Origin of the sequence: Cardiobacterium hominis (genome assembly GCF_900637305.1) — a bacterium.
In the GTDB taxonomy this organism is placed as follows: domain Bacteria; phylum Pseudomonadota; class Gammaproteobacteria; order Cardiobacteriales; family Cardiobacteriaceae; genus Cardiobacterium; species Cardiobacterium hominis.
In genome coordinates, this window is the sequence record NZ_LR134365.1 from 777,770 (window position 1) to 800,780 (window position 23,011).

Consider the following 23,011-nt stretch of genomic DNA (forward strand, 5'->3'; position numbering starts at 1 on the left):
GCGCTCAGGTGTATGTAAATGCCCCATTACCTTTCATCCCAAGGAACCCACCCATGCTCAAATCCCTCCTCCTCGCCGCGCTTGCGGCCGTTTCTTTCACCGCCCACGCCGCCGAATCGCTTTTGGCGCGCATCAACAACCACGGCACCATCGTCGTCGCCACCGACGGCGCCTATCCGCCGTTTAACTACCACGACGCGAGCGGCAAGCTCACCGGTTACGACATCGAAGTCACCCGCGCCATCGCCGAAAAGCTCGGCATAACCGTTGATTTTCAGGAAACGCTGTGGGACGGCATGCTCGCCGGATTGAAATCCGGGCGCTTTGATGCGGTCGCCAACCAGGTGACGCTCGGCACGCCGGAGCGTCGCGCCGCCTTTGCCGGAGCGATTCCTTACAGCTGGACGGGTGCGATGGTGCTGACCCGCAAAGATGACGACCGCGTGCATGACATCGCCGACCTCAAGGGGCTGAAAGCGGGGCAAACGCTGAACAGCAACCATGCGCAGCGCGCCGAAGCGGCGGGCGCGGTACTGGTGCCGGTGGAAAGTCTGCCGCAGGCGCTGACGCTGGTGCAGCAGGGGCGCGCCGATTTGACCCTGCACGACTCCCTCTCCATGCTCGATTACCTGAAACGCACGCCGGATTCCGGGCTGAAAGTCGCCTGGGAAGCGCCGCGCGCGGAATGGGAGCCGAGCGGACTGGTCGTTGCCAAAGAAAACGAAGCGGCGCTGGCGCCGATTGACGCCGCGCTAAAAGAGTTACAGGCGGACGGCACCCTGAAGCGCCTGAGCGAACAATTTTTCGGAGCCGACGTCAGTGTCCGCGACGTCCGCTAACCGCTACCGCTCCTGGATACTTGCCGCGCTCGCCGTCGCCGTACTGGCAGCGGGCGTCTTTATCATCGGCTGGCGCGAACTCATCGGCAGCCTGCCGTTTATGAGCGAGGCGCGGGTCACGCTGGTCGGCAACGCCTTCCGCCCGATGCTGATTGCCGCCGTGCTCTATTCCATCCCGCTCGCCGTCGTCGCCTTCATCATCGGCCTCATCATCGCGCTACTGGTCGCGCTGGTGCGGGTCGTGCCGGCGACGGGCATCGCCCACCGCCTGCTGCTGGCCGTGGTGCATGCCTACGTCTCCGCCATCCGCGGCACGCCGATGCTGGTACAACTGATGATCGTCTTCTACGGTCTGCCCGCGGTGGGCATCACCCTCGACCCGCTGCCGACCGCCATCATCGGCTTCTCGCTCAACGTCGGCGCCTACGCCTCCGAAACCGTGCGCGCCGCCATCCTCTCCGTGCCGCGCGGCCAATGGGAAGCGGGCTTCACCATCGGCATGACCTACCTGCAAACCTTCCGCCGCATCATCCTGCCGCAGGCGCTGCGCGTCTCCGTGCCGCCCTTGTCCAACAGCTTCATCGGTCTCTTCAAAGAAACCTCGCTCGCCTCGACCGTCACCATCACCGAACTGTTCCGCGCCGCACAACAAATCGCCAACGCCAGCTACGACTTCCTGCCGGTCTATATCGAAGCGGCGCTGGTTTACTGGATCTTCTGCTTCGGCCTCTCGCTGGCGCAAAGCCGCCTGGAGCGCCGCCTCGACCGCTACATCGCCAAATAACATGCTCACCATCCGCAACATCCACAAAACCTTCGGCGACCACACCATCCTGCACGGCATCGACCTGGACATCGCCAAAGGCAGCGTCGTCGTCATCCTCGGCCCCTCCGGCAGTGGCAAAACCACCTTCCTCCGCTGCCTGAACGCGCTGGAAATGCCGGAAGCGGGGACGATAACCTTCGACGGCGCAGCCCCCCTTGCCATTGACTTCGCGCGCAAACCGGGCAAAAAAGATATCCTCGCCCTGCGCCGCAAATCCGGCATGGTCTTCCAGCACTACAACCTCTTTCCGCACAAAACCGCGCGGGAAAACATCATGGAAGGGCCGGTCATCGTCCAGGGCAGAAGCGTGAACGAAGCGCGCGACGACGCCCAATACCTGCTGGAAAAAGTCGGCCTCGCCGACAGAGGCGAACATTACCCCTGGCAACTCTCCGGCGGCCAACAACAGCGCGTCGGCATCGCCCGCGCGCTCGCCATCCGCCCCGAGTTGATGCTCTTTGACGAACCCACCTCGGCGCTCGACCCCGAGCTGGTGCAAGAAGTGCTGAACACCATCAAGGAGCTGGCGGCGGAAGGCTGGACGATGATCGTCGTCACCCACGAAGTCAAATTCGCGCTGGAAGTGGCGGACGTGGTGGTGATGATGGACGGCGGCGTCATCGTCGAGCAGGGCAAACCGGACGACCTCTTCCACCGCCCGCAGCACGAACGCACGCGGCGCTTCCTGCAACAAATCCGGGCGGAGTAGGGCGATAAACGTTGTGCGCTAAGACGCACCTAGGGGCGGTTGAAATCCGCCGCAAAAAAAGCCCGCATGATGCGGGCTTTGCTTTGGATGCGTAGGGTGGGGCTTGCCCCACCGGGATGCGTGGCGTCAGCCTTTCGCCTTGTCCGCGACTTTCGCTTTCACTGGCACGGCGTAGTTATAAGCGACCAGCGCGGCGACGATGCCAATTACCAGCGCGGTGATGGCAAAGCGTCCGGCATGGCTGCCGAGCCAGCCAAGCGCAATGCCGACCACGCCGAAGTCGGCGTCGGAGAAGGTGGTGTTGGCAAAGCCGAGGTCGCCCAGCACCGGCAGCAGCCACACCGGCAGGAAGGTGATGAGGATGCCGTGCAGGAAGGCGCCCACCACCGCGCCGAGGCGGCCGCCGACGGCGTTGCCGAACACGCCTGCGGTCGCGCCGCAGAAGAAGTGCGGCACCACGCCGGGCAGAATCAGCACCCAGTTCAGTTTGCCGAGGATAAAGAGGCCGACGAGGCCACCGGCGAAGCTGGCGAGGAAGCCGACCAGCACCGCATTCGGCGCATAGGGGAAGACGATGGGGCAATCGAGCGCCGGGCGCGCGTTCGGCACCAGTTTTTGCGAGAAGCCGGTGAAGGCGGGGACGATTTCGGCGAGGATGAGGCGCACGCCTTGCAGGATGATGAACACGCCCGCGGCGAAGGTAATCGCCTGGATGACCGCCCAGACAAGGTAGTTCTGCCCTTTGCTGTATTGGCCTTGCACGAAGTCCTGCCCGGCGGCGATGACCAGCACGAGGTAGATGACCATCATGGTGAGCGCAATGGAAACGGAGCTGTCGCGCAGGAAGCCGAGGTTTTTCGGCAGGTTCATTTCTTCGGTGGAGCGCGATTTGCCGCGCAGGCCGCGCCCGACCAGCCCCGCCAGCACGTAGCCGACCGTGCCGAAATGGCCGAAGCCGACTTCGTCGCTGCCGGTGATGTCGCGCATGAAGGGCTGGGCGATGAACGGGAAAAATGCCATGACCAAGCCGAGACTGAGCGAGCCGACCAGCACCAGATGCGCACCTTCAAAACCGGCGACGACGAGGATGACCGCAATCATGCACGCCATATAGAACGTGTGGTGGCCGGTGAGGAAAATGAATTTGAGGCGGGTGAAGCGGGCGATGGCGATGTTTGCCACCATGCCAAACGCCATGATGAGCGCGGTCGCCGTGCCGTATTTCTCCAGCGCGGTGGAGACGATGGCTTCGTTGTTCGGCACCACGCCCTGCACGTTGAACGCCTGCTGGAAAATGTCGCCGAGCGGGTTGAGCGAGCCGAGCAGCACGCCCGCGCCGCCGCCCAAAACGATGAAGCCGAGGATGGTCTTGATGGTGCCCTTGATGATATCGGCGACGGGCTTTTTCTGCGCAATCAGACCGATGAGGGCGATGATGCCGACCAGCACGGACGGCACCTTGAGAATATCGACGATGAAGTCGAGCAGCGCTTTCATGAGTCGCTCCTAGTCGCGGTGGAAGTAAACCGCCAGCTTGCGCTCAAATTCGTCGGCGCTGACGAGATTGTTGATGACGATGACCTTGCTGCGCTCAATGCTGGAGCTATCGACAATGTCCGCGCCCATCACGAACAGGTCGGCATCGCCGGAGGCGGTGACGGAGAGGTCGGAGTGGGCGACTTCCGCTTCAATTCCTAATTTGGCCAGCGCCTTCTTGATGTTCATCTCCATCAAAAAGCTGCTGCCGAGACCGTGAGCGCATACTGCCATGATTTTCATAGTGTTCTCCCGTTTGCGTTTAAGAAATCAGAAGGGCGCGGCCAGCGCGGCGATGGCTGGCGCGTCTTTGGCGGCGCGGATGGCGGCGAGCGTGGCGGCGTTGTCCAACAACTCGGCTAGCGCGGCGAGCATCGACAAGTGCGCCTTGTGGTCGGTCGCGCAGAACATCCACACCAAATCCACCGGATCATTTTCCGTACTGTGAAAAGCGACCGGCTGCTCCAGCACCAGCAGCGCCAGACCTTGACGCAGCGCGCCGTCTTCCGGGCGGGCGTGGGCGAGGGCAATCTGCGGCGCCAGCACATAATACGGGCCGATTTTCTCATGCGTGGCGATGATGGCGTCCACATACGCGGGCGTGATAAAACCGCCAGCGCGCAGCGGCGCCGCGCAAAGGCGCAACGCGGCTTGCCAATCGGCGACCTGTGCCACGCGCTGAATATGCGCCGCGGGCAGGTAATTTGCGAGCATTTTGTGTTCCTGATGTGTGGATTTATGAATATCATAGCGGAAAAAACCCCGTACCTGCGGGGTTTTTTGAGCATTGGCGGGGCGAAAGGCGGTTTACATATACGGAAGCGGGATAAAGATGATTCAACATTCTGCCTCTCACGATGACCGCCATAGGTCGCACTTTGGCGCACCGCGCATCCATCGCGGGCGTATTTAGGCGGGAGCCATCCGCGGATGCGGGGGAAATGGTGGGGCAAGCCCCACCCTACGTTTAGAAGAAAGGTCGGCACAATGGCCTAACCGCCCGTATTTTTCTCCGTGGGTTGTGAAAGTGGTATAAGAAAAAGCCCGACGGGTGTCGGGCTGGAAGCGGGTGGCGGTTTATTTTTCGCGGAAAATGATGCGGCCTTTGGAGAGGTCGTACGGCGTCATTTCGACTTTCACTTTGTCGCCGGTGAGGATGCGGATGTAGTGTTTGCGCATCCGCCCGGAGATGTGGGCGTTAATCATGTGGCCGTTTTCCAGCTCGACGCGGAAGGTGGTGTTCGGGAGTGTTTCCACCACGGTGCCGATCATTTCGATGTTTTCTTCTTTGGACATAGTTACCTGTATGGAGGGGAAAAAACGCGCGGATTGTAGCAAGTTGGCGGGGCAATTACAAAGCGCGCCGCGCGGTTATCGCGCCCGCCGCTGCCGGAAACGTGTTAATCTTTAGCGATTCTTTCACACAGGAGCAACACATGAGCACAGAAAAACACACTGCTTTGTATGGCTGGCATGTCGCCCGTGGCGCGAAAATCGTTCCTTTCGCCGGTTATGCCATGCCGGTGCAGTACGAGGACGGCATCGTCAAGGAGCATCTTTGGACGCGCGAGCACGCCGGTTTGTTTGATGTTTCGCACATGGGGCAGGTGCTGGTGCACGGCGCGGATGTCGCCGCGAGTCTGGAGCGTCTTTTGCCCGTGGATTTGCAGGGGCTTGCGGTCGGCCAGCAGCGCTATGCGCTTTTGATGAACGCCCAGGGCGGGATTGATGATGATTTGATGCTGACGCGGCGCGCGGAGGATTTTTATGTGGTCGTCAATGCCGCCTGCAAGGACGCCGATTTTGCCAAGCTGCGCGCGGGGCTGCCGGATTGTGAGGTTTCTTGGTGGCAGGCGCGCTCGCTGCTTGCACTGCAAGGGCCGGAGGCGGTGGAGGTGCTGGCGGCGATTGAGCCAGCGGTGCGCGATTTGACTTTTATGCACGGTGGCGAGTTCACCCTGCTCGGTATTCCGTGCTGGGTCAGCCGCAGCGGCTATACCGGCGAGGATGGCTATGAGATTTCCGTGCCGGATGACCGCGCCGCGGTGCTGGCTGATTTGCTTTGCAAAGACCCGCGCGTCAAGCCGGTCGGCCTCGGCGCGCGCGACAGTCTGCGTCTGGAAGCGGGGCTGTGCCTCTATGGCAACGATATTGATGCGACCACCACGCCGATTGAAGCCAGTCTCATCTGGGCGATTCAGAAGGTGCGCCGTCCGGGTGGCGAGCGTGCGGGCGGCTATCCGGGCGCGGATGTTGTCGGCGAGCAGATTGAAAATGGCGCGCCGCGCAAGCGCGTCGGCCTTGCCATTGACGGCCGCGCACCGGTGCGCGCCCACACCGAGTTGTATTTGGGCGCGGAGAAAGTCGGCGAGGTGACGAGCGGCGGTTTCGGCGCGACGCTGAATGCGCCGATTGCGATGGGTTATGTGCAGGCCGCGCACGCCGCCGTCGGCACGAAATTGGTCGCCAAAGTACGCGGCAAGGATGTGGCGGTGGAGGTTGTCGCCATGCCGTTTGTGAAGAAGGATTACAAGAAGTAACGGGCAGGGGCGGGGTAACCCGCCCTTTGTTTTTTCACGGTGGGGCAAGCCCCACCTTACGGATTGGCCCCGCTTCGGCGGGGTTCTTTGTTGTCTGCCGCCGTAGCTTGCGCAATTTTTGTCCATCCGTTTTTGTTAGACTGCGGTTATCGCTTGATAGGTAAAGGAAGTGCGTCATGGTTCGCGGTTTGGTTTTTGGGATGGGTTTGTTGTTGGCGGCGCTCGTGCAGGCGCAGGAGCAGGCGGCGCTCGCGGTTGAGGTCGCGCAGGCCGCGCGCGTCGCGCATGAGCGTTCGCTTGCCGCCGATGGTGTGGTGGTCGCGCGCGAGTTGGCGGCGGTCAATGCGCAGGTCGCCGGGGTGTCGCTCGCCCGGCTTGAGGCGGATATTGGCGATAGGGTGCAGGCGGGGCAGGTGTTGGCGCGTTTTGATGCGGCGTTGTTGCAGCAGGAGTTGGCGCAGGCGCAGGCGCAGGAGGCACGGGCGCAGGCAGCGCTTGCCCAGGCAAAGCGCAATGCGGCGCGGGCGGGCAAGTTGGTGCAGGAGCGCGCGGTGAGTGTCAGTGATTCGGAGCAGTTGGCGTCGGCGGTGCGCGAGGGGCAGGCGGCGCTCAATGGCGCGGTGGCTGCGCGCAAGTTGGCGCAGTTGCGGCTGGGTTATGCGGAGGTGCGTGCGCCGGTGGCCGGGGTGGTCGCGGCGCGTCCGGCAGAGGTCGGGATGACGGCGGGGGTGGGTTCGCCGCTGTTTGTGTTGCAGGTCGATGGCGCGCTGGAGTGGCAGGCGCAGGTGTCGCCGGAGGATGCGCAGCGGCTCAAGGTCGGCACGCCCGCGCGGGTGTTGGTGGGTGAGGTAGCGGTGCCGGGGCGGGTGCGGTTGTTCGCGCCGGTCGCGGATGCGCAGTCGCGGCGGGTGGTGGTGTTTGTCGCGCTGGAGCGGCATGCGGATTTGCGCGCCAATTTGTTGTTGCGCGGTCAGTTTTTGCTCGGCAAGGAGGAGGTGTGGGCGGTGCCGGTGTCGGCGCTGGTGCGCGAGGACGGGCAGGATTTTGTGGTGCTGGTCGAGGCGGGGAATCGTGTGCGGCGGCAGGCGCTGGTGCTGGGTGAGCGCCTCGGCGACCGTGTGGTGGTGCGCGACGGGCTGCCGGAGGGCGCGCGGTTTGTGTTGCGCAGCGGCAGTTTTTTGCAGGATGGTGATGTGGTGCGGGTGGTCGGGGAGTGATTGGTATGCATCTGGGCGCGCGATGTGTATGTAATGGTGCTCCGTCAGAAATGCTGCGCGTGACGCCAGTAACCCCACCCCGGGCTCCCCACGGGGGAGGGAGCGCATTGGTGAGCGGTTTGCGGTATTGCGTGTTCGTTAGAAGCGGTGGGGCAAGCCCCACCCTACGGGGTTTGTGCTGTTTAAGGGCGCGCCGTTTTTTTGTTGTGTGAGTGGGAAGGTTTTTCGATGAATGTTTCTGCCTGGTCTATTCGCAATCCGCTGGTAGCGGTGTTGTTGTTCATTTTGTTGTCGCTCGGTGGTTGGCATGGTTTTCATGCGATGCGGGTGCAGCAGTTTCCGGATATGGATTTTCCGGTGGTGGTGGTGTCGGTGGCGCTCACCGGCGCGTCGCCGCAGCAGTTGGAGTCGGATGTGGCGAAGAAGGTGGAGAGTCGTCTTGCGTCGCTCGACGGGGTGAAGAATGTTCGCAGTACGTTGCAGACCGGCTTGTCCACGACGGTGATTGAGTTCCGTCTGGAGAAGGATTTGCAGGAGGCGGTGGATGAGGTGCGCTCGGCGGTCGGCGAGATTCGCAGTGATTTGCCCGCCGATGCGCTGGATCCGGTGATTTCCAAGGTGGGGACGAGCGGGATGCCGCTGTTGACGTTTTCGGTGGCGGCGCAGGGGATGGATGCGTTGTCGTTGTCGTGGTTTGTGGATGATCGTTTGTCGCGCCGTCTGCTGGGGATTCCGGGGGTGGGCAGTGTCAGCCGTGTCGGCGGTTTGTCGCGTACGGTGGAGGTGCTGCCCGATCCGGTGCGTCTGAAGGCGCTTGGTTTGCCGATTAGCGCGGTGGCGGCGCAGGTGGCGGCATTGCAGCGCGATGTGTCTGGCGGTGAGGCGCAGATTGGCGGCGGCAAGCAGTCGGTGCGGGCGCTCGGTGCGCAGTCGCAGGCGGCGGATATTGCCGATTTGCGGGTGCAGTCGGCGGGTGGGGCGCAGCGGCTGGGGGATTTTGCCACGGTGCGCGATGGTGCGGCGGAGGCGGATTCGCATGCGCTGTTTGATGGCGAGACGGTGGTGGCGTTTGAGGTGGTGCGCAGCCGGGGCGCGAGCGAGGTCGGGGTGATGCACGCGATTGAGGCGGAGCTTGCGCGTGTTCAGGCGGATTTTCCGCAGTTCAGGATTACCAAGGTCTATGACCGCGCCACACCGGTCGAGGAGGATTATGAGAATTCGCTCGATATGTTGGTTGAGGGCGGGCTGCTGGCGGTGGTGGTGGTTTTTGTGTTTTTGCGGAATTGGCGGGCGACGCTGGTCGCCGCCGTGGCGCTGCCGCTGTCGGTGATTCCGGCGTTTTTGGTGATGTGGCTGCTGGGTTTTAGTTTGAACATTATTTCGCTGCTCGCGCTGTCTTTGGTGATTGGCGTGCTGGTCGATGATGCGATTGTGGAGATTGAGAATATCATCCGCCATTTGCGCGGCGGCAAGTCGCCGTATGAGGCGGCGATGGAGGCGGCGGACGAGATTGGTCTCGCGGTCATCGCCACGACGTTTACGCTGATTGCAGTTTTTTTGCCGACGGCGTTCATGAGTGGCGTCATCGGTCAGTTTTTCCGCCAGTTCGGCTGGACGGCGGCGATTGCGGTGTTTTTCTCGCTGGCCGTCGCCCGTCTGGTAACGCCAATGATGGCGGCTTATGTGCTGAAGGCGGAGTCGCGCGAGGTGGTGCGGCGCGACGGCGCCCTGATGCGCGCGTATCTTGCTTTTGTCGGCTTTACCCTGCGCTGGCGCTGGACGACGCTCGCTGTCACCATCGCGCTGTTTGTTTTTTCCCTGTCGCTCGCGCGGCATTTGCCCAGCACGTTCATGCCGGATGATGATATGAACCAGAGCCGCGTCAGCATCGAGCTGACGCCGGATGCGACGCTGGAAGACACGCTGGCGGTAAGCGAGGCGGCGCGGCGGGCGATTGCCGACGTGCCGGGCGTTGCCCACATCTTCAGCTCCGTCGGGCGGCTGGCGGGCGACATCGGCAGCAACGGCGGCAAAAGCCGGCACCGCGCCGACCTGGAACTCGTCCTCGCGCCGCGCGGCACCCGGCCGAGCAAAAGCGCGATTGAGCGCGAAATCGAGGCGCGGCTGAAAAACGTCGCCGGGGCGCGTTTTACCGTGGGGCTCAGTAACGGCGGCGCGCCGGGCTATATCGTCTCGCTCACCAGCGATAATCCGCAAATCCTCGATGAGACCGCGCAGGCGCTGATGCGCGATATCCGCGCCCTGCCCAACGCGGGCAGCGTGACCAGCACCAAGAGCCTCGCGCGCGAAGAGCTGCGCCTCTACCCCGACCCGCTGAAGATGGCCGACCGTGGCGTTACCACCCTGCAACTGGCGGACACCCTGCGCATCGCCACCCAAGGCGACTACGAACAGCGCCTCGCCAAACTCAATCTCGACAGCCGCCAACTGCCGGTCGTCGTCCGCCTGCCGGAAGCGGCGCGCGCCGATTTGGCGACGCTGGAAGATTTGACCATCGACGGCAAGACGCGCGTCGGCGACGTTGCCCGTCTCGCCTTCGCCGGTGGCCCTGCAACCATCACCCGCTACGAACGCGCGCGCGAAATCATGATCACCGTGCAAGTCGGGCGCGGCGCGCTGGGCGAACTCGCCGACGCCGTGCGCAATACCCCGACCATGCAAAATCTGCCGCCCGCGGTACGCGCCAACGACATCGGCCAGGCAGAAATGATGAAAGAACTGTTCAGCGGCTTCATCCTGGCGATGGGCGTCGGCATCTTCTGCATCTACGCCATCCTCGTGCTGCTCTTCCACCGCGTGCTGCAACCCTTCACCATCCTCATGGCGCTCCCGCTCTCCATTGGCGGCGCGTTTGCGGGGCTGCTCATCCTCGGCAGCAGCATCAGCATGTCGTCGATGATCGGCTTCATCATGCTAATGGGGATTGCCACCAAAAACTCCATCCTGCTGGTGGACTACGCCATCATCGCCGAACGCCGCGACGGCATGAACCGCTTTGACGCGCTGATTGACGCCTGCCACAAACGCGCCCGCCCCATCATCATGACCAGTATCGCCATGGGCGCGGGGATGACGCCGCTCCTGCTCGGCTGGGGCAGCGGCGACCCGACCTTCCCGCAGCCGATGGCGGCAGCGGTGGTGAGCGGACTCGTCACCTCGACACTGTTAAGCCTCGTCGTCATCCCGGTGGTTTACACCCTGATGGACGACCTGGGGCGCTTGCTGCGGCGGCGGAAAGCGTAGAGTGGGGCAAGACCCACCCTGCAAACGATGGCGTTCTGTCATTTTCATAACAAATACGCCCCCTCCCCCGTGGGGGAGGGTCGGGGTGGGGGTACAACCCAAAGACCTCCTTTACAAAACAACCTAAAGACCTCGTTTACATCCAACATTACGGTATCGCCCCCTCGGAGATACCCATGCCCTGGAGACAAACGAACGTCATGCAACAACGAGAAATGTTCATCAACGCCTGGCTCAGCCAGAAATACAGCAAAATCGCGCTCTGCCGCCAGTTTGGCATCAGCCGCGTGACTGGCGACAAATGGATTGTGCGCTTCAAACAGGGCGGTATGGCCGCCCTTGCCGACCATTCCAGCCGCCCGGCAGGCTGCCCACGCGCCACCGATGCCCGCCTGTGCGAGCTGCTCTGCGCCGCCAAGCGCGAGCATCCCAGCTGGGGCGCGAAAAAGCTGCTTGCCCTGCTGCGCCGCCGTGCGCCGCATGAGGCCTGGCCTGCCGACAGCACCGGTGACCTCATCCTCAAGCGCGCTGGCCTGGTCAAAGCGCGCAAGCCCCGGCGCGGCATCAGCGCCGATGCCAGCCCGTTTACCGCCGCCGATGCGCCCAACCAAAGCTGGAGCGTGGACTTCAAGGGGGATTTCGCCATGCGCGGCGGACGCTGCTTCCCGCTCACCGTCAGCGACAACTACAGCCGCAAACTGCTGTGTTGTCATGGACTTGCCAGTACTGCTTACGCAGGCGTCTGGCCGCAGTTCGAGCGGCTGTTTGCCGAAAACGGCATGCCCTGGAGCATCCTGAGCGACAACGGTACACCCTTTGCCACGCGCAGCCTGGGTGGATTGAGCCGCTTGTCCAAACAATTCATAGATTTGGGCATCCGGGTGGAGCGCACCAACCCGGGGCATCCCGAACAAAATGGCCGACACGAACGCATGCACCGCAGCCTGAAAGCATGGCTGGCAGGGGTGGACAGCGTGCGGGAGGAGCTTTCGACATTGCGGATGCGCCTCGACGCATTTATGAAAGAATACAACGAAAAACGCATGCATGAAGGGTTGGGTGGTGCGGTGCCATCGGCCCTGTACCGACCGTCGCCGCGCGCATACACCGGGCGCATCGTGCCATACGAATACGATAGCCAGGCGATCATCCGCAGCGTACGGCAAAGCGGGGAAATCAAATGGCGCGGACGGATGGTACATGCAAGCGCGCTGCTTGCGGGCGAGCGGATAGCGCTTCTGCCGTACGGCGACGGTGTGTGGGAAGTGCGCTACCGCTTTCATCCGCTTGGCTTTCTCAACGACCGGACGGGCAGGATTGAACCGCTGACACAGTGGCGCGAGATTGTCCGCCCGGAAACCCCTCGGTGTAAACAACGTGTTTAGGTTAAAGTGTAAACAAGGTCTGTGTTCTACCGGGGGCAGCAGATAATCCGCGCAGCGGCGCCATCCGCTAAATCCATTAGCCATTTATAGCAATCCCCCGAAAGCCTCATACGGCGTTGCATCTCCTCGCCGTACATGCGTACTGCCTTAGTCGATGCGCCTTGTCTGAGGCTTTCGGTGTATCGCTATACGGCGAATTGTCAAACCAAGTGCAACACCTCATCAAAATACACTTCATAAGGCGTCCTCCACTGCAAACATTTGCGCGGGCGGTTATTCAATGCCAGCACCGCCTTTTCAATGTAATCATCAGGATATTGCGCAATATCCTGATGCTTCGGAAAATATTCACGCAACAAGCCGTTGGTGTTCTCGTTCGTGCCGCGTTGCCACGGCTGGTACGGCGGCGGAATGTATATTTTTATCCCCAACGCCTCCGCCACCACCGCATGCCGCGCAAATTCCTTGCCCCGGTCTGGCGTGATGCTGTGTACCGTCTGCTCGCGCAAGGCTTCAATCATCGCCGCATTCACGCCGTCCGCCGTCTTCTTCTCCAGCCGAACGCACCGCAGATAGCGGCTTTTGCGGTCGACCAACGTCAGCAACACCGCACCACCCACCACGCCTGCAACGGTATCGGCTTCCCAATCGCCAAGTCGCTCCCGCGCCTGCGCCTCTGGCGGACGCTCCGACAGCGCATGCTTAACCGGGAAGTTATCACGTGTCGGCTCGCCCTTGCGCCGCCGCTTCTTGCCACGGTGGCGCAGCCTTTGCTTGCCGCTTATCACCCAGTCGGGGTCATTGAAACGCCCGGCGTAGATACCGCGGTAGATAGTGGCGTAGCTGATGGCGTGCGGGCGGCCTTCGTGGCGCAAGCGGTACTGAATCTGCTCCGGCGACCATTGCAGTTTCAGAAACCTCTCCTTGACCAGGGCAAAAAGTTCCGGGTCATCAAGTTTACGCTTGCGGCGGCAGAGCTTACGCCTGCTGTCGTATTTCTCCTGCGCCTTGCTGGCGTCGTAGTTTTCGCCAGCGCTATTGCGCTTCAGTTCGCGCAAGATGGTGCATCTGTGACCCTTCAACATGGTGGCAATAGCGGCGGGGCTATGACCTTGGTTGAACAAGGTCATTATGCAACCCCGCTCAATGGGCGTAATATGACTGTAGGCATCCATTTTCGGTCTCCTGCAATGTTTTGATGTTTTTTTGCAGTATCGCTTATGGATGTCTTTATTTGTAGCTGTTGCACTTGAATTGTAAATTCGCCACGGCGAATTGTCAAACCAAGTGCAACACCTCATCAAAATACACTTCATAAGGCGTCCTCCACTGCAAACATTTGCGCGGTCGGTTATTCAATGCCAGCACCGCCTTTTCAATGTAATCATCTGGATATTGCGCAATATCCTGATGCTTCGGAAAATATTCACGCAACAGGCCGTTGGTGTTCTCGTTTGTCCCGCGCTGCCACGGCTGGTACGGCGGCGGAATGTATATTTTTATCCCCAACGCCTCCGCCACCACCGCATGCCGCGCAAATTCCTTGCCCCGGTCCGGCGTGATGCTGTGTACCGTCTGCCCGCGCAAGGCTTCAATCATCGCCGCATTCACGCCGTCCGCCGTCTTCTTCTCCAGCCGGACGCACCGCAGATAGCGGCTTTTGCGGTCAACCAACGTCAGCAACACCGCACCACCCACCACGCCTGCAACGGTATCAGCTTCCCAGTCGCCCATGCGCTCCCGCGCCTGCGCCTCTGGCGGACGCGCCGACAGCGCATGCTCAACCGGGAAGTTATCACGTGTCGGCTCGCCCTTGCGCCGCCGCTTCTTGCCACGGTGGCGCAGCCTTTGCTTGCCACTTATCACCCAGTCGGGGTCATTGAAACGCCCGGCGTAGATACCGCGGTAGATAGTGGCGTAGCTGATGGCGTGCGGACGGCCTTCGTGGCGCAAGCGGTACTGAATCTGCTCCGGCGACCAGTGCAGTTTCAGAAACCTCTCCTTGACCAGGGCAAAAAGTTCCGGGTCATCAAGTTTACGCTTGCGGCGGCAGAGCTTACGCCTGCTGTCGTATTTCTCCTGCGCCTTGCTGGCGTCATAGTTTTCGCCATCGCTATTGCGCTTCAGTTCGCGCAAGATGGTGCATCTGTGGCGCTTCAACATGGTGGCAATAGCGGCAGGGCTATGACCTTGGTTGAACAAGGTCATTATGCAACCCCGCTCAATGGGCGTAATATGACGGTAGGCATCCATTTTCGGTCTCCTGCAATGTTTTGATGTTTTTTGCAGTATCGCTTATGGATGTCTTTTTTGTAGCTGTTGCACTTGAATTGTAAATTCGCCACATACACATCGAGCGCTCAGGTGTATGTATAAATAAGCGCCTGCCCCCACGAGCTATCCCATGAAAAAAACACGCCGAACCACCGCAGACACCCCGCGCGCCAGCCGCGAACCATCCATGAAATGGATTGCGGGCGCCATCTACACCATCGTGTTTACCGTCGCGGCGCTACTGGGCATCGCCCAGCGGCTGGCATGGACGCACGGCGGCGGTATCGAAGCGGAAGTGCGCGGCAACGGCATCGCCCGCCAGGTCGCATGCACACGCGACGGCGCCTCATTAGGAACCGGCTGGACGTGCCGCGCCGAAGACATCACCTGGGAAAACCGCGGCAAACTGCCCGACCGCGTCCTCCCGCAAAAGCACCATACACCGTGCTGGCGACTGGCGACCTGAGCGGACGCGAATTCCCCGTCACCAGCCACCTGCCGATGGGCTGGCAGACCGCTGGCAGCCTGCGTTCCCCGCAGCCCAAAGAAATCCTTCTCGCCCCCGAGCACCCGGTCGGCGCGTACGGCTGGTGGACGGCGCAAGTATTCCTCCAGCCGCTTGTCATCGCGCTGCTGATTACCCTCATCGCGGTCATCTTGATCCGCCGCGATAAGTAGCGCACCGGATGCTTATCGACCCGACAGAATGTGTGCAAAAAAGCCCGCTGATGCGGGCTTTGAATTGAGTCTTTCAGAAATACGGCGAGCTGTGGCAGGGTTGCAGAATGGTGACCGGTCGGCCGTGTTGATAGACCTGCCGTTCGACGTAACAGGGTTCGTCGCCATAGCCGCGGCGGTAACCGCCGGGGCGGTAGTAGTTCGAGGGCGGGTTGCTGTTGATGTGGATATTGACGCTGTCGTTCCAGATGGCGACGTCGCCTTGCGGCGCGCTCACGCCGCGTTCGTGCCAGTAGCCGCTGGTGTCGCTTCTGATGCTGTTGCCCGCCATGCCGTAGGTGACGGTGCTGCTTTCGTGGTAGTCGCCGAAGTAGTCGCTCTGGGCACAGCCGCCAAGGGCAAGCAGGGCGGCGAGAAAGAGGGGTTTCATGGCGGGGGACCTCGGTGGTTGGGCGTGAAATATAAAGGATGCCCGGGGGAGAGCGGAACGATGCGGCACACGAAAGGGGTGTTTTGCGGGTAACGTTCGCCCCGATCCTTCTCCCGAAAGGCGCTGCTTCAGGACTGTTTCAGCGCATAAATGCCCGGCAGGTGGCGCAGGTAGCCGTGGTAGTCCATGCCGCAGCCGTAGATGTAGCGGTCTTCCACTTCGCTGCCGACGAAGTCCGGCGCGTAACCCGCGACTTTGCGGTCGTGTTTTTTGTTGAGCAGTACCGCGCTGCGCAGGCTCTGCGGGTTCTGCGCCTTGAGCTCGTCAATGATAGCCTTGATGGTGATGCCTTCGTCGAAGATGTCGTCAATGAGCAGGATGTGTTCGCCCGCAATCGGCGCGGTCGGCCGCATTTTCCAGACGAGGTCGTTGCTCGCCGCGTTGTCGCGGTAGCGCGTGGCGTGCAGGTAGTCCATGCGGTGGAAGAAGGAAAGGCGCGTCAGCAGTTGTCCGGCGGGGATGAGACCGCCGTTCATGACGACGAGGATGAGCGGGTTCAATCCGGCGTAGTGCAGGTTCAGCTGGGCGGCGAGGTGGTCGTAGGCGGCGTTGATGCGGCCGCTGTCGATCAGGCATTCGCTGTTGCGCAGGACGGTTTCGAGTTCTTGGTTGGTGAGGGTTTTCATGGTTAGTAGCTCAGGGTTTTGACGTTGGTGTTCATGATTTCGCCGACGATGTAGCCACCGCTGACGACTTCACTGACTTCGGCAATGAGGTTGTCGCCCCATTTTTGTACGACGAATTTGCTCGCTTTGATAACGACGCCGCTCTGGTAGGCTTCTTTGAGCAGGTCGTAGAGGGTTTCGCCCGCCTTGCGCCCCGACTCGATTTTGTCCGCAACGCCGCGGATGGCGAGTTCGCCCGCACGCCCGGCGAGGATGATTTCGGCGCTGTAGTCCATTGAGGCGGCGATGGTCGCGTGGTACACGGGTTCGAGGACTTCCGCGTTGTTCTGCGGGTTGCTGTTCAATATGATGATGACGAGTTTTTCGGCCATGGTTGCTCCGGGTTGGCGCGCATTATAGAAGTTGCGCCGCGTGCGCTTGCAGTTTTTCCTGCGCCGCGCGGTAGGCGGGTTCGAGCGCCGCCGCATCGAAGGGGCGTCCGCGCAGGTTGGCGAGACGGCGCGCACTGGCGGCGGGGTCGCGGTGGAAGTAGTTGCGGGTCAGCGCCTGACGGATGGCGGAGAAATCGTTGCACATCAGGGTGACGTCTGCGCCCGCGTCCAGCGCTGCCTGGATGCGTTCTGCCGGATCGGCGATGCCAAGCGCACCAGCCATGTCGAGGTCGTCGCTGATAATCGCGCCGTCAAAGCCGCGCGCGCGCAGTTCCTTGATATGAACGGGCGAGAAACTGGCGGGGCGGTGGTCGCGCTGCGGGAAGACGATATGCGCCGGCATCAGCGCTTCAATGCCGCTTTCTATCTGGCGAATGAAGGGGTACAGGTCGGGCTCGCGCTCGTCGGTACTGCGCGGGTCTTGCGGCAGGACGTGGTGCGAGTCGCCGACCACGCGGCCGTGTCCGGGATAGTGTTTGCCGACGGCGATCATGCCGACGTTACCCAGGCCACGGCGCAGGGCATCGGCGAGTGTTACCACGACGGCCGGGTTGGCATGCAAGGCGCGGTCGCCGATGACTTCCGAGACGGGGTCATGCAAATCCAGCACCGGCGTGAAGCTGAAATCAATACTGAACTGGCGCAATTCATAAGCGATGATGACGCCCACCGCTTCCGCCAGCTCGCAGGCAAGCAGCGGACGGCGGTCAAAACAGCGGCCAAGCGCGCCCATCGCGGGCAGGGCGGTGAAGCCTTCGCGGAAACGCTGCACCCGCCCGCCTTCCTGATCAACACAGATGATGGCATCCGGGTGCTGCGCGCGGATGGTGGCACAGAGGCGCTTGAGCTGCGCCGGGCTGCTGTAATTGCGGCTAAAAAGGATGACGCCCGCACAAAACGGGCGACGAAGTTGCGCGGCTTCCTGCGCGAGCAGCATCGTTCCCTCAATGCCGATAATGACTGCACTCATGCAAGCTCCCGAAAAAACGCAATTTTAACACGGGCGCGGCGGCGCATCGGCGCGCATTTTGCCGTCACGCGCAAAAAATCCCGTGGCAAGGCTTGACTCGAAACCCGTTTGCCTGTTTAATGCGCGTCCTTTCCACGGCCAAGTAGCTCAGTTGGTAGAGCAGCGGATTGAAAATCCGCGTGTCGGTGGTTCGATTCCGCCCTTGGCCACCATTCTATTTTCCTTTTTAAGTATTAATTGAGGTCCGGCTATGTCCCGCATCTGCCAGGTGACCGGTAAAAAGCCGATGGTCGGTAATACCGTTTCCCACGCAAACAACAAAAACAAGCGTCGTTTTCTTCCCAATATTCAAGAGCACCGCTTCTGGGTCGAAAGCGAAAACCGTTTCGTCAAACTGAAAGTTTCTACGCACGGTATGCGCATTATTGATAAAAGAGGCATTGATGCCGTTCTGGCAGAAATTCGCGCCCGTGGCGAGAAAATCTAAGGAGTGAATCATGGCCAAGAAAACCGCGCGTGACAAAATCCGTTTGGTATCTTCCGAAGGTACCGGTCACTTCTATACCACGACCAAAAACAAGCGCAATATGCCGGAAAAAATGGAAATCAAAAAATTCGATCCGGTTGCCCGCAAACACGTTATCTACAAAGAAGCCAAAATCAAATAATTCTGGCGCTTTGCAGCAAAACCCGCCTTCGCGGGTTTTTTTATATCTTTCGCATCATGGACACGATACTCTCCGCCCAACATCTCGCCTTTCGCCGCGGCAGGCAAACCATTCTGCGCGATGCCTCGCTGACATTGCGCGCGCAAGAAGTGGTCGCACTCATTGGCGGCAATGGTGCAGGCAAGACGACTTTGCTGGAAATCCTTACCGGCGCGCTTGCGCCCGATAGTGGCAGCGTGCGCTATCACGGGCAATTACCGCGTTTCTGGTTGGGCTATCTGCCGGACAAGGCGCCGCTTTATCCGCAATGGCGCGTGCGCGAATTTTTACAGACTTGCGCGGAATTGCGCGGCGTGCACGACAGCAAAGCGGCGGTGGATGAGGTTATCGCGCGCTGTTATTTACAGGCGGTGGCGCACAAACGCTGCGGCGAGTTGTCGCATGGTTACCGGCAGCGCGTCGGATTGGCGCAGGCGCTGGTTCACCGCCCGCCGCTGTTGGTGCTGGACGAGCCGACCAACGGGCTTGATAGCGAGCAGCGAGCGGCGTTGCGCCCGCTGTTGGCGGGACTGGGCGAGCGTGGCTGCGTGTTGATGACCAGCCATAACTGGGACGAAGTGTTGGCGGTCGCGCATCGTGTGTACCGCTTGCAGGATGGCGTTTTGCAGGAAATCACGATTCCTCGCGTGGCGTCGCCGCATCTGTGGCTAGCGTGCGAAACGCTGGCGCAGGCGCAAGCGCTGGCGCAGGACGCCGTTTTGCAAGACGGTCGTTTCCTCGCTTTCGCGTATGACGGAACTGACGCGGCGCGTCAGTTGCTCTGGCAGCGGTTAGCGGCATTGCCGGGAATTGCCGCTTTTTACGAGCGCTATCCCGATGATGCCTTTCAGGAAAAATTATCTGCCGCAATGCGTCAGTCGGCGGAGGAGCATCCGCATGTGGCGTAGCCTGTTTCGCAAAGAATGCCGATTGCTGGCAACCCCGGCTTTTTTTGTCGCCCTGACCGCTTCGTGGTTCACGCTTGGCTGGTTTCTCATCAGCGGTTTGCTGGAATACCAGGCGATTGCCCCCAAACTGGCCGGTCTGGAAAACCGCCGTGGCGCGACGGAAACCCTGCTCGGCAGCGCGACGCAACTCCTGCAATGGTTGATGATTCTCTGGTCCATTTATTTCGGCGCGCGCAGTCTCGCCGGTGAGCGCCTCTGGCATACCGATGTGCTGCTGCGCGGCGTGCGTGGTGGCGCGTGGCGACTGTTACTGACAAAAACCGTCGTTCTGCTTGCCGCCCTCGCCCTGCTCGCCCTGCCGTTTTGGCTGTTCGCCGCCTGGCTGGCGCGCAGTAGCGCTTGGGATGGCGCTTTGCTGTTAGCGCTCATGCTCGCGCAAATTTTCGTCGCGGGCTATGCGGCGCTGCTGGCGCTTACGGTCTCGGCTTCGCAAAAGCAGCCGCTACCCGCCTCGCTCCTGCTGGCTTTGCTGTGGTTGTTGCTGTGGCTGTTGCCGGTGCTGACCACCACGCCGCCGTGGGCGGTGGAAATGCTGCGCTGGTTTTCGCCCTTTGAGCACGTCGCGCTGCTTTATCGCGGCATCGCCAGCATGCAGACGCTCGTTTTTGCGGCGATGCACCTGTTGCTGTTCGCCACCCTTATCCCCCTGTTCTGGAACCGGAATACCTGATGATGAATTTTCTCTTTGATTACGGCATGTTCCTCGCCAAATCGCTGACTGTGGCGGTTTGCCTCCTGTTGGTCATTGCCGGTGCGGCGGCGAGCCGGCGCCACCGCGATGATGATGACGACGAGAAGATGCGTATCCGCTTGCTGAACGAACATTTCGAGCAGCAGCGCGAGCGCCTCAACGCCGAACTGCTCGACAAGAAAACGCTGAAGGCGCAGCGCAAAGCGGAGAAAAAAGCGGCGAAACACGATAGCGCGCAGCACAAACCGCGGATTTTCGTGCTGGATTTTGATGGCGATATCGAAGCCTCGGCGGTCGCGCAATTACGCGAACAAATCAGCGCGGTGATTCAGGTGGCGGGAACGGAAGACCGCGTCCTGCTGCGGCTGGAGAGCGGCGGCGGCCTGGTGCACGCCTACGGCCTCGCAGCCTCGCAACTGGCGCGGCTGCGCGAGCGGCAAATTCCGCTGGTGATTGCGGTTGATAAAGTCGCGGCCAGCGGCGGTTACATGATGGCGTGTCTTGCCAACGAGCTGATAGCGGCGCCGTTTGCCATTCTGGGTTCGGTTGGCGTCATTGGCGCGCTGCCCAATTTCAACGAATTGCTGAAGCAACACCGCATCCGCTACGAAGAACACACCGCGGGCGAGCATAAGCGCAGCCTGACCCTTTTTGGTGAAAATACCGACGCAGACCGGCAACAATTCCGCCACGAGCTGGCCGTCACCCACGACCTGTTCAAGAACCACATCCACCGCTACCGCCCGCAACTGGACATCGACGCCATCGCCACCGGCGAAACATGGTATGGTGCGCAGGCCGTGGAAAATCACCTGATTGACGCCATCGGCACCAGCGATGACTACATTCTCGCTCACTTGCACAGCCACCAACTGGTACAGCTCGAAGAACACGTACCGGAGCGCTGGTTGGACAAAATCAAACACCGCTTTCTCGGCAAAATCCAGGCGCGACCGCTGAAAGCCCGCATCCGATAAACGCGCTATCGTCTTCACAAACAAGAGGAACCCGCTGATGAGCATCCAAGAATTGGCCCCCCGTGGCGTCTGGCAATACTTTTACCAAATCACGCAAATCCCGCGCCCCTCGCATCAGGAAGAAAAAATCCAGCAATACATCCTTGACGAAGCCGCCCGCCTCGGCTTGCCCGCCGAACGCGATGCACGCGGCAATATCCGCGTATGCAAGGCAGGCAGTGCCGGGCGCGAAAACGAACCCGGCGTCATTCTGCAAGCGCACCTTGACATGGTCGCGCAAAAAAACAGCGACACCGTGCATGACTTCAGCAAAGACCCGATCCGCACCGTCGTCAAAGGCGACTGGGTACATGCCGACGGCACCACGCTCGGCGCGGATAACGGCATCGGCGTCGCCATGATTCTCGCCGTCCTCGCCGATCCGAACCTCAGCCATCCGCCACTCGAAGGCCTCTTTACCGCCAGCGAAGAAGTCGGTCTGGAAGGCGCGCTGGCCGTGCAGCCGGGCTGGCTGCAAGGCGACATCCTGCTCAACCTCGACTACGAAGAAGAAGGCGAACTGTGCATCGGCTGCGCCGGTGCGGTCAATGGCGATTACACCTTGCCGCTGCAATACGAAGCACTTGACGGCCAAGGCTACCAGCTGCGCGTGCGCGGCCTCAAAGGCGGCCATTCCGGGGTGGAAATCCACCTGCAACGAGGTAACGCCATCAAAATCCTCGCCCGCGCCCTGCAAACCCTGCACGAAGACAAAGACTATGCGCTCAAACTTGCCGGCATCACCGCCGGCGACCTGCGCAACGCCATTCCGCGCGAGGCCGATGCCGTGGTCGCCCTGAGTGGCAGCCAACTTGCCGCCGCCCAACAAACCCTGCACGAACTCACCGCGCAAATCCGCGCCGAACTGCCCGCGGAAGACCAGGGACTGCAAATCAGCCTGGAGCCGGGCGAAGCCATCAGCCGCGTATTGGACGGACAAAGTGCCGCCCGGGTCATCGCCGTGCTGCGCAACCTGCACAACGGCGTGGATCGCATGAGTGTGGACATTCCCGGGCTGGTCGAAACCTCGAACAACGTCGCCGTCGTCAGAACCGATGACACCCTGCGCGTGCGCTGCATGCTGCGCTCCTCGGTCGATAGCGCCCGCGACGACCTTGCCGCACGCATGGAAGCCCTGCTAAACCTCGCTGGCGGTAGCGCCGCATACACCGGCGCCTACTCCGGTTGGAAGCCGCAACCGCACGCCGAACTCGTGGAAAAACTGGCGGCACTGGGCGAGAAAATCTACGGCAAGATGCCGCCGGTCAAAGCCATCCACGCCGGGCTGGAGTGCGGCATCCTCTACACCCACTACCCGCACTGGCAAATGGCCTCCTTCGGCCCGACCATCGTCTCGCCGCACTCACCGGACGAAAAAGTGAACATCGCCAGCGTGGCGCGCAGCTACCAGTGGCTGACGGATTACCTGCAAGGCAAAATACTCTGAGGGCACGATTAATTGATAGAGGCTTCAAGATTAAAATCGTTTGCTTAATTACGATAAATACATGGTTTTGTCGCGTGGATAGCGGTGAATACAGCTAGAGAGGCGCTTTCTCTGGATAACGAAAAAACTATCGAATGACAATTCATTAAAGTAAAGAATAAACACCGTAGCGCAGAAACCGCTATCTCGTACAAACCTTAAAATATCGATAAAAGGTCAAAAAAGTGACTCATCTTGTGAATCACATTGGTGCATTAGTAAACCTATGAGGTGTAAGTTGTTGATTTTAATATTGATCTATGCCTGGCAAGTCTTGGTCGTCAGTAGACGGCTCGTGTTTATCCTACAGTGGTCTAATAAATAAAGAAAAATGGTGCTTGGCTTGATTCGTGCCTTT

Annotated in this window: 25 protein-coding genes and 1 tRNA gene; 16 read left to right on the forward strand and 10 right to left on the reverse strand. The window is 60.8% G+C overall.

Annotated features, from left to right (window positions below):
* The first annotated feature begins 53 nt into the window (after positions 1–53).
* The 3 genes from EL199_RS03610 (at position 54) to EL199_RS03620 (ending at position 2,374) form a co-directional block, all read left to right on the forward strand.
* Positions 54–839 (forward strand): transporter substrate-binding domain-containing protein, encoded by a 786-nt coding sequence (locus EL199_RS03610; RefSeq protein WP_004138856.1) that lies wholly within the window; start codon positions 54–56, stop codon positions 837–839.
* 100 nt (positions 840–939) lie between these two features.
* Positions 940–1,623 carry an ABC transporter permease subunit gene (locus EL199_RS03615; RefSeq protein ID WP_040354625.1) on the forward strand — a complete coding sequence of 228 codons (684 nt, stop codon included), beginning with the start codon at positions 940–942 and terminating at the stop codon, positions 1,621–1,623.
* Position 1,624: 1 nt separating this feature from the next.
* Positions 1,625–2,374, forward strand: coding sequence for an amino acid ABC transporter ATP-binding protein (locus tag EL199_RS03620; protein ID WP_004138858.1), 750 nt, complete (start codon positions 1,625–1,627; stop codon positions 2,372–2,374).
* A gap of 126 nt (positions 2,375–2,500) precedes the next feature.
* Here the strand turns inward: EL199_RS03620 and EL199_RS03625 are convergent, their stop codons facing one another.
* From EL199_RS03625 to infA, 4 genes are all read right to left on the reverse strand, one after another.
* Positions 2,501–3,871: a PTS ascorbate transporter subunit IIC gene (locus tag EL199_RS03625; RefSeq protein ID WP_004138859.1), complete on the reverse strand. Its 1,371-nt coding sequence runs from the start codon at positions 3,869–3,871 to the stop codon at positions 2,501–2,503.
* 9 nt (positions 3,872–3,880) lie between these two features.
* Positions 3,881–4,153 carry a PTS sugar transporter subunit IIB gene (locus EL199_RS03630; protein ID WP_004138860.1) on the reverse strand — a complete coding sequence of 91 codons (273 nt, stop codon included), beginning with the start codon at positions 4,151–4,153 and terminating at the stop codon, positions 3,881–3,883.
* 27 nt (positions 4,154–4,180) lie between these two features.
* Complete coding sequence (locus tag EL199_RS03635; protein ID WP_004138861.1) at positions 4,181–4,624, reverse strand: PTS sugar transporter subunit IIA; 444 nt, start codon at positions 4,622–4,624, stop codon at positions 4,181–4,183.
* Between the two features lie 363 nt (positions 4,625–4,987).
* Entirely contained in the window at positions 4,988–5,206 is a 219-nt protein-coding gene (gene infA / locus EL199_RS03640; protein WP_004138866.1) for a translation initiation factor IF-1, read from the reverse strand.
* 140 nt (positions 5,207–5,346) lie between these two features.
* Between infA and gcvT the strand changes: the two genes are divergently transcribed.
* The 4 genes from gcvT to EL199_RS03660 all read left to right on the forward strand — a co-directional run bounded on the left by gcvT (position 5,347) and on the right by EL199_RS03660 (position 12,316).
* Positions 5,347–6,450 (forward strand): glycine cleavage system aminomethyltransferase GcvT, encoded by a 1,104-nt coding sequence (gene gcvT / locus EL199_RS03645; RefSeq protein ID WP_004138867.1) that lies wholly within the window; start codon positions 5,347–5,349, stop codon positions 6,448–6,450.
* Between the two features lie 176 nt (positions 6,451–6,626).
* Positions 6,627–7,667: an efflux RND transporter periplasmic adaptor subunit gene (locus EL199_RS03650; protein ID WP_004138869.1), complete on the forward strand. Its 1,041-nt coding sequence runs from the start codon at positions 6,627–6,629 to the stop codon at positions 7,665–7,667.
* A gap of 228 nt (positions 7,668–7,895) precedes the next feature.
* Positions 7,896–10,931, forward strand: coding sequence for an efflux RND transporter permease subunit (locus EL199_RS03655; RefSeq protein WP_004138870.1), 3,036 nt, complete (start codon positions 7,896–7,898; stop codon positions 10,929–10,931).
* 176 nt (positions 10,932–11,107) lie between these two features.
* Entirely contained in the window at positions 11,108–12,316 is a 1,209-nt protein-coding gene (locus tag EL199_RS03660) for an integrase core domain-containing protein (RefSeq protein ID WP_126315993.1), read from the forward strand.
* A gap of 200 nt (positions 12,317–12,516) precedes the next feature.
* Here the strand turns inward: EL199_RS03660 and EL199_RS03665 are convergent, their stop codons facing one another.
* A complete protein-coding gene (locus tag EL199_RS03665; protein WP_126315994.1) occupies positions 12,517–13,491 on the reverse strand; it encodes an IS30 family transposase in 975 nt (324 codons plus the stop codon).
* A 103-nt stretch (positions 13,492–13,594) separates the two neighbouring features.
* Positions 13,595–14,569, reverse strand: a complete 975-nt coding sequence (locus EL199_RS03670) for an IS30 family transposase (RefSeq protein ID WP_126315995.1) — start codon at positions 14,567–14,569, stop codon at positions 13,595–13,597.
* A 151-nt stretch (positions 14,570–14,720) separates the two neighbouring features.
* Here EL199_RS03670 and EL199_RS03675 point away from each other — a divergent pair, with 151 nt between their 5' ends.
* Positions 14,721–15,056, forward strand: a complete 336-nt coding sequence (locus EL199_RS03675) for a hypothetical protein (RefSeq protein ID WP_040354317.1) — start codon at positions 14,721–14,723, stop codon at positions 15,054–15,056.
* On the forward strand, positions 15,035–15,268 hold the full coding sequence (locus EL199_RS03680) for a hypothetical protein (RefSeq protein WP_040354319.1): 234 nt from the start codon (positions 15,035–15,037) through the stop codon (positions 15,266–15,268). The genes EL199_RS03675 and EL199_RS03680 overlap by 22 nt, the downstream gene beginning before the upstream one ends.
* Before the next feature lie 73 nt (positions 15,269–15,341).
* On the opposite strand, the gene EL199_RS03685 is transcribed toward EL199_RS03680, so the two are convergent.
* From EL199_RS03685 to nagZ, 4 genes are all read right to left on the reverse strand, one after another.
* The gene (locus EL199_RS03685; RefSeq protein WP_040354321.1) at positions 15,342–15,698 is read right to left on the reverse strand and encodes a hypothetical protein; all 357 of its coding nucleotides are present in this window, start codon (positions 15,696–15,698) and stop codon (positions 15,342–15,344) included.
* Between the two features lie 128 nt (positions 15,699–15,826).
* Positions 15,827–16,384 carry a hypoxanthine-guanine phosphoribosyltransferase gene (locus EL199_RS03690; protein ID WP_004138874.1) on the reverse strand — a complete coding sequence of 186 codons (558 nt, stop codon included), beginning with the start codon at positions 16,382–16,384 and terminating at the stop codon, positions 15,827–15,829.
* A 2-nt stretch (positions 16,385–16,386) separates the two neighbouring features.
* A complete protein-coding gene (locus tag EL199_RS03695) occupies positions 16,387–16,755 on the reverse strand; it encodes a hypothetical protein (protein WP_004138875.1) in 369 nt (122 codons plus the stop codon).
* 22 nt (positions 16,756–16,777) lie between these two features.
* A complete protein-coding gene (nagZ, locus tag EL199_RS03700) occupies positions 16,778–17,785 on the reverse strand; it encodes a beta-N-acetylhexosaminidase (RefSeq protein WP_004138876.1) in 1,008 nt (335 codons plus the stop codon).
* A gap of 136 nt (positions 17,786–17,921) precedes the next feature.
* Between nagZ and EL199_RS03705 the strand changes: the two genes are divergently transcribed.
* The 7 genes from EL199_RS03705 to EL199_RS03735 all read left to right on the forward strand — a co-directional run bounded on the left by EL199_RS03705 (position 17,922) and on the right by EL199_RS03735 (position 22,614).
* A tRNA-Phe gene (locus EL199_RS03705) sits at positions 17,922–17,997 on the forward strand.
* A 38-nt stretch (positions 17,998–18,035) separates the two neighbouring features.
* On the forward strand, positions 18,036–18,272 hold the full coding sequence (gene rpmB, locus EL199_RS03710; protein WP_004138877.1) for a 50S ribosomal protein L28: 237 nt from the start codon (positions 18,036–18,038) through the stop codon (positions 18,270–18,272).
* Between the two features lie 10 nt (positions 18,273–18,282).
* Complete coding sequence (rpmG, locus tag EL199_RS03715; RefSeq protein WP_004138878.1) at positions 18,283–18,453, forward strand: 50S ribosomal protein L33; 171 nt, start codon at positions 18,283–18,285, stop codon at positions 18,451–18,453.
* A 56-nt stretch (positions 18,454–18,509) separates the two neighbouring features.
* Positions 18,510–19,400 (forward strand): ABC transporter ATP-binding protein, encoded by an 891-nt coding sequence (locus EL199_RS03720; protein WP_004138879.1) that lies wholly within the window; start codon positions 18,510–18,512, stop codon positions 19,398–19,400.
* Positions 19,390–20,130, forward strand: coding sequence for a hypothetical protein (locus tag EL199_RS03725; RefSeq protein ID WP_004138880.1), 741 nt, complete (start codon positions 19,390–19,392; stop codon positions 20,128–20,130). The genes EL199_RS03720 and EL199_RS03725 overlap by 11 nt, the downstream gene beginning before the upstream one ends.
* Positions 20,130–21,128, forward strand: a complete 999-nt coding sequence (gene sohB, locus EL199_RS03730) for a protease SohB (protein WP_004138881.1) — start codon at positions 20,130–20,132, stop codon at positions 21,126–21,128. Before EL199_RS03725 ends, sohB begins: the two co-directional genes overlap by 1 nt.
* Before the next feature lie 37 nt (positions 21,129–21,165).
* Positions 21,166–22,614, forward strand: coding sequence for an aminoacyl-histidine dipeptidase (locus EL199_RS03735; RefSeq protein ID WP_004138882.1), 1,449 nt, complete (start codon positions 21,166–21,168; stop codon positions 22,612–22,614).
* Positions 22,615–23,011 lie beyond the last annotated feature (397 nt).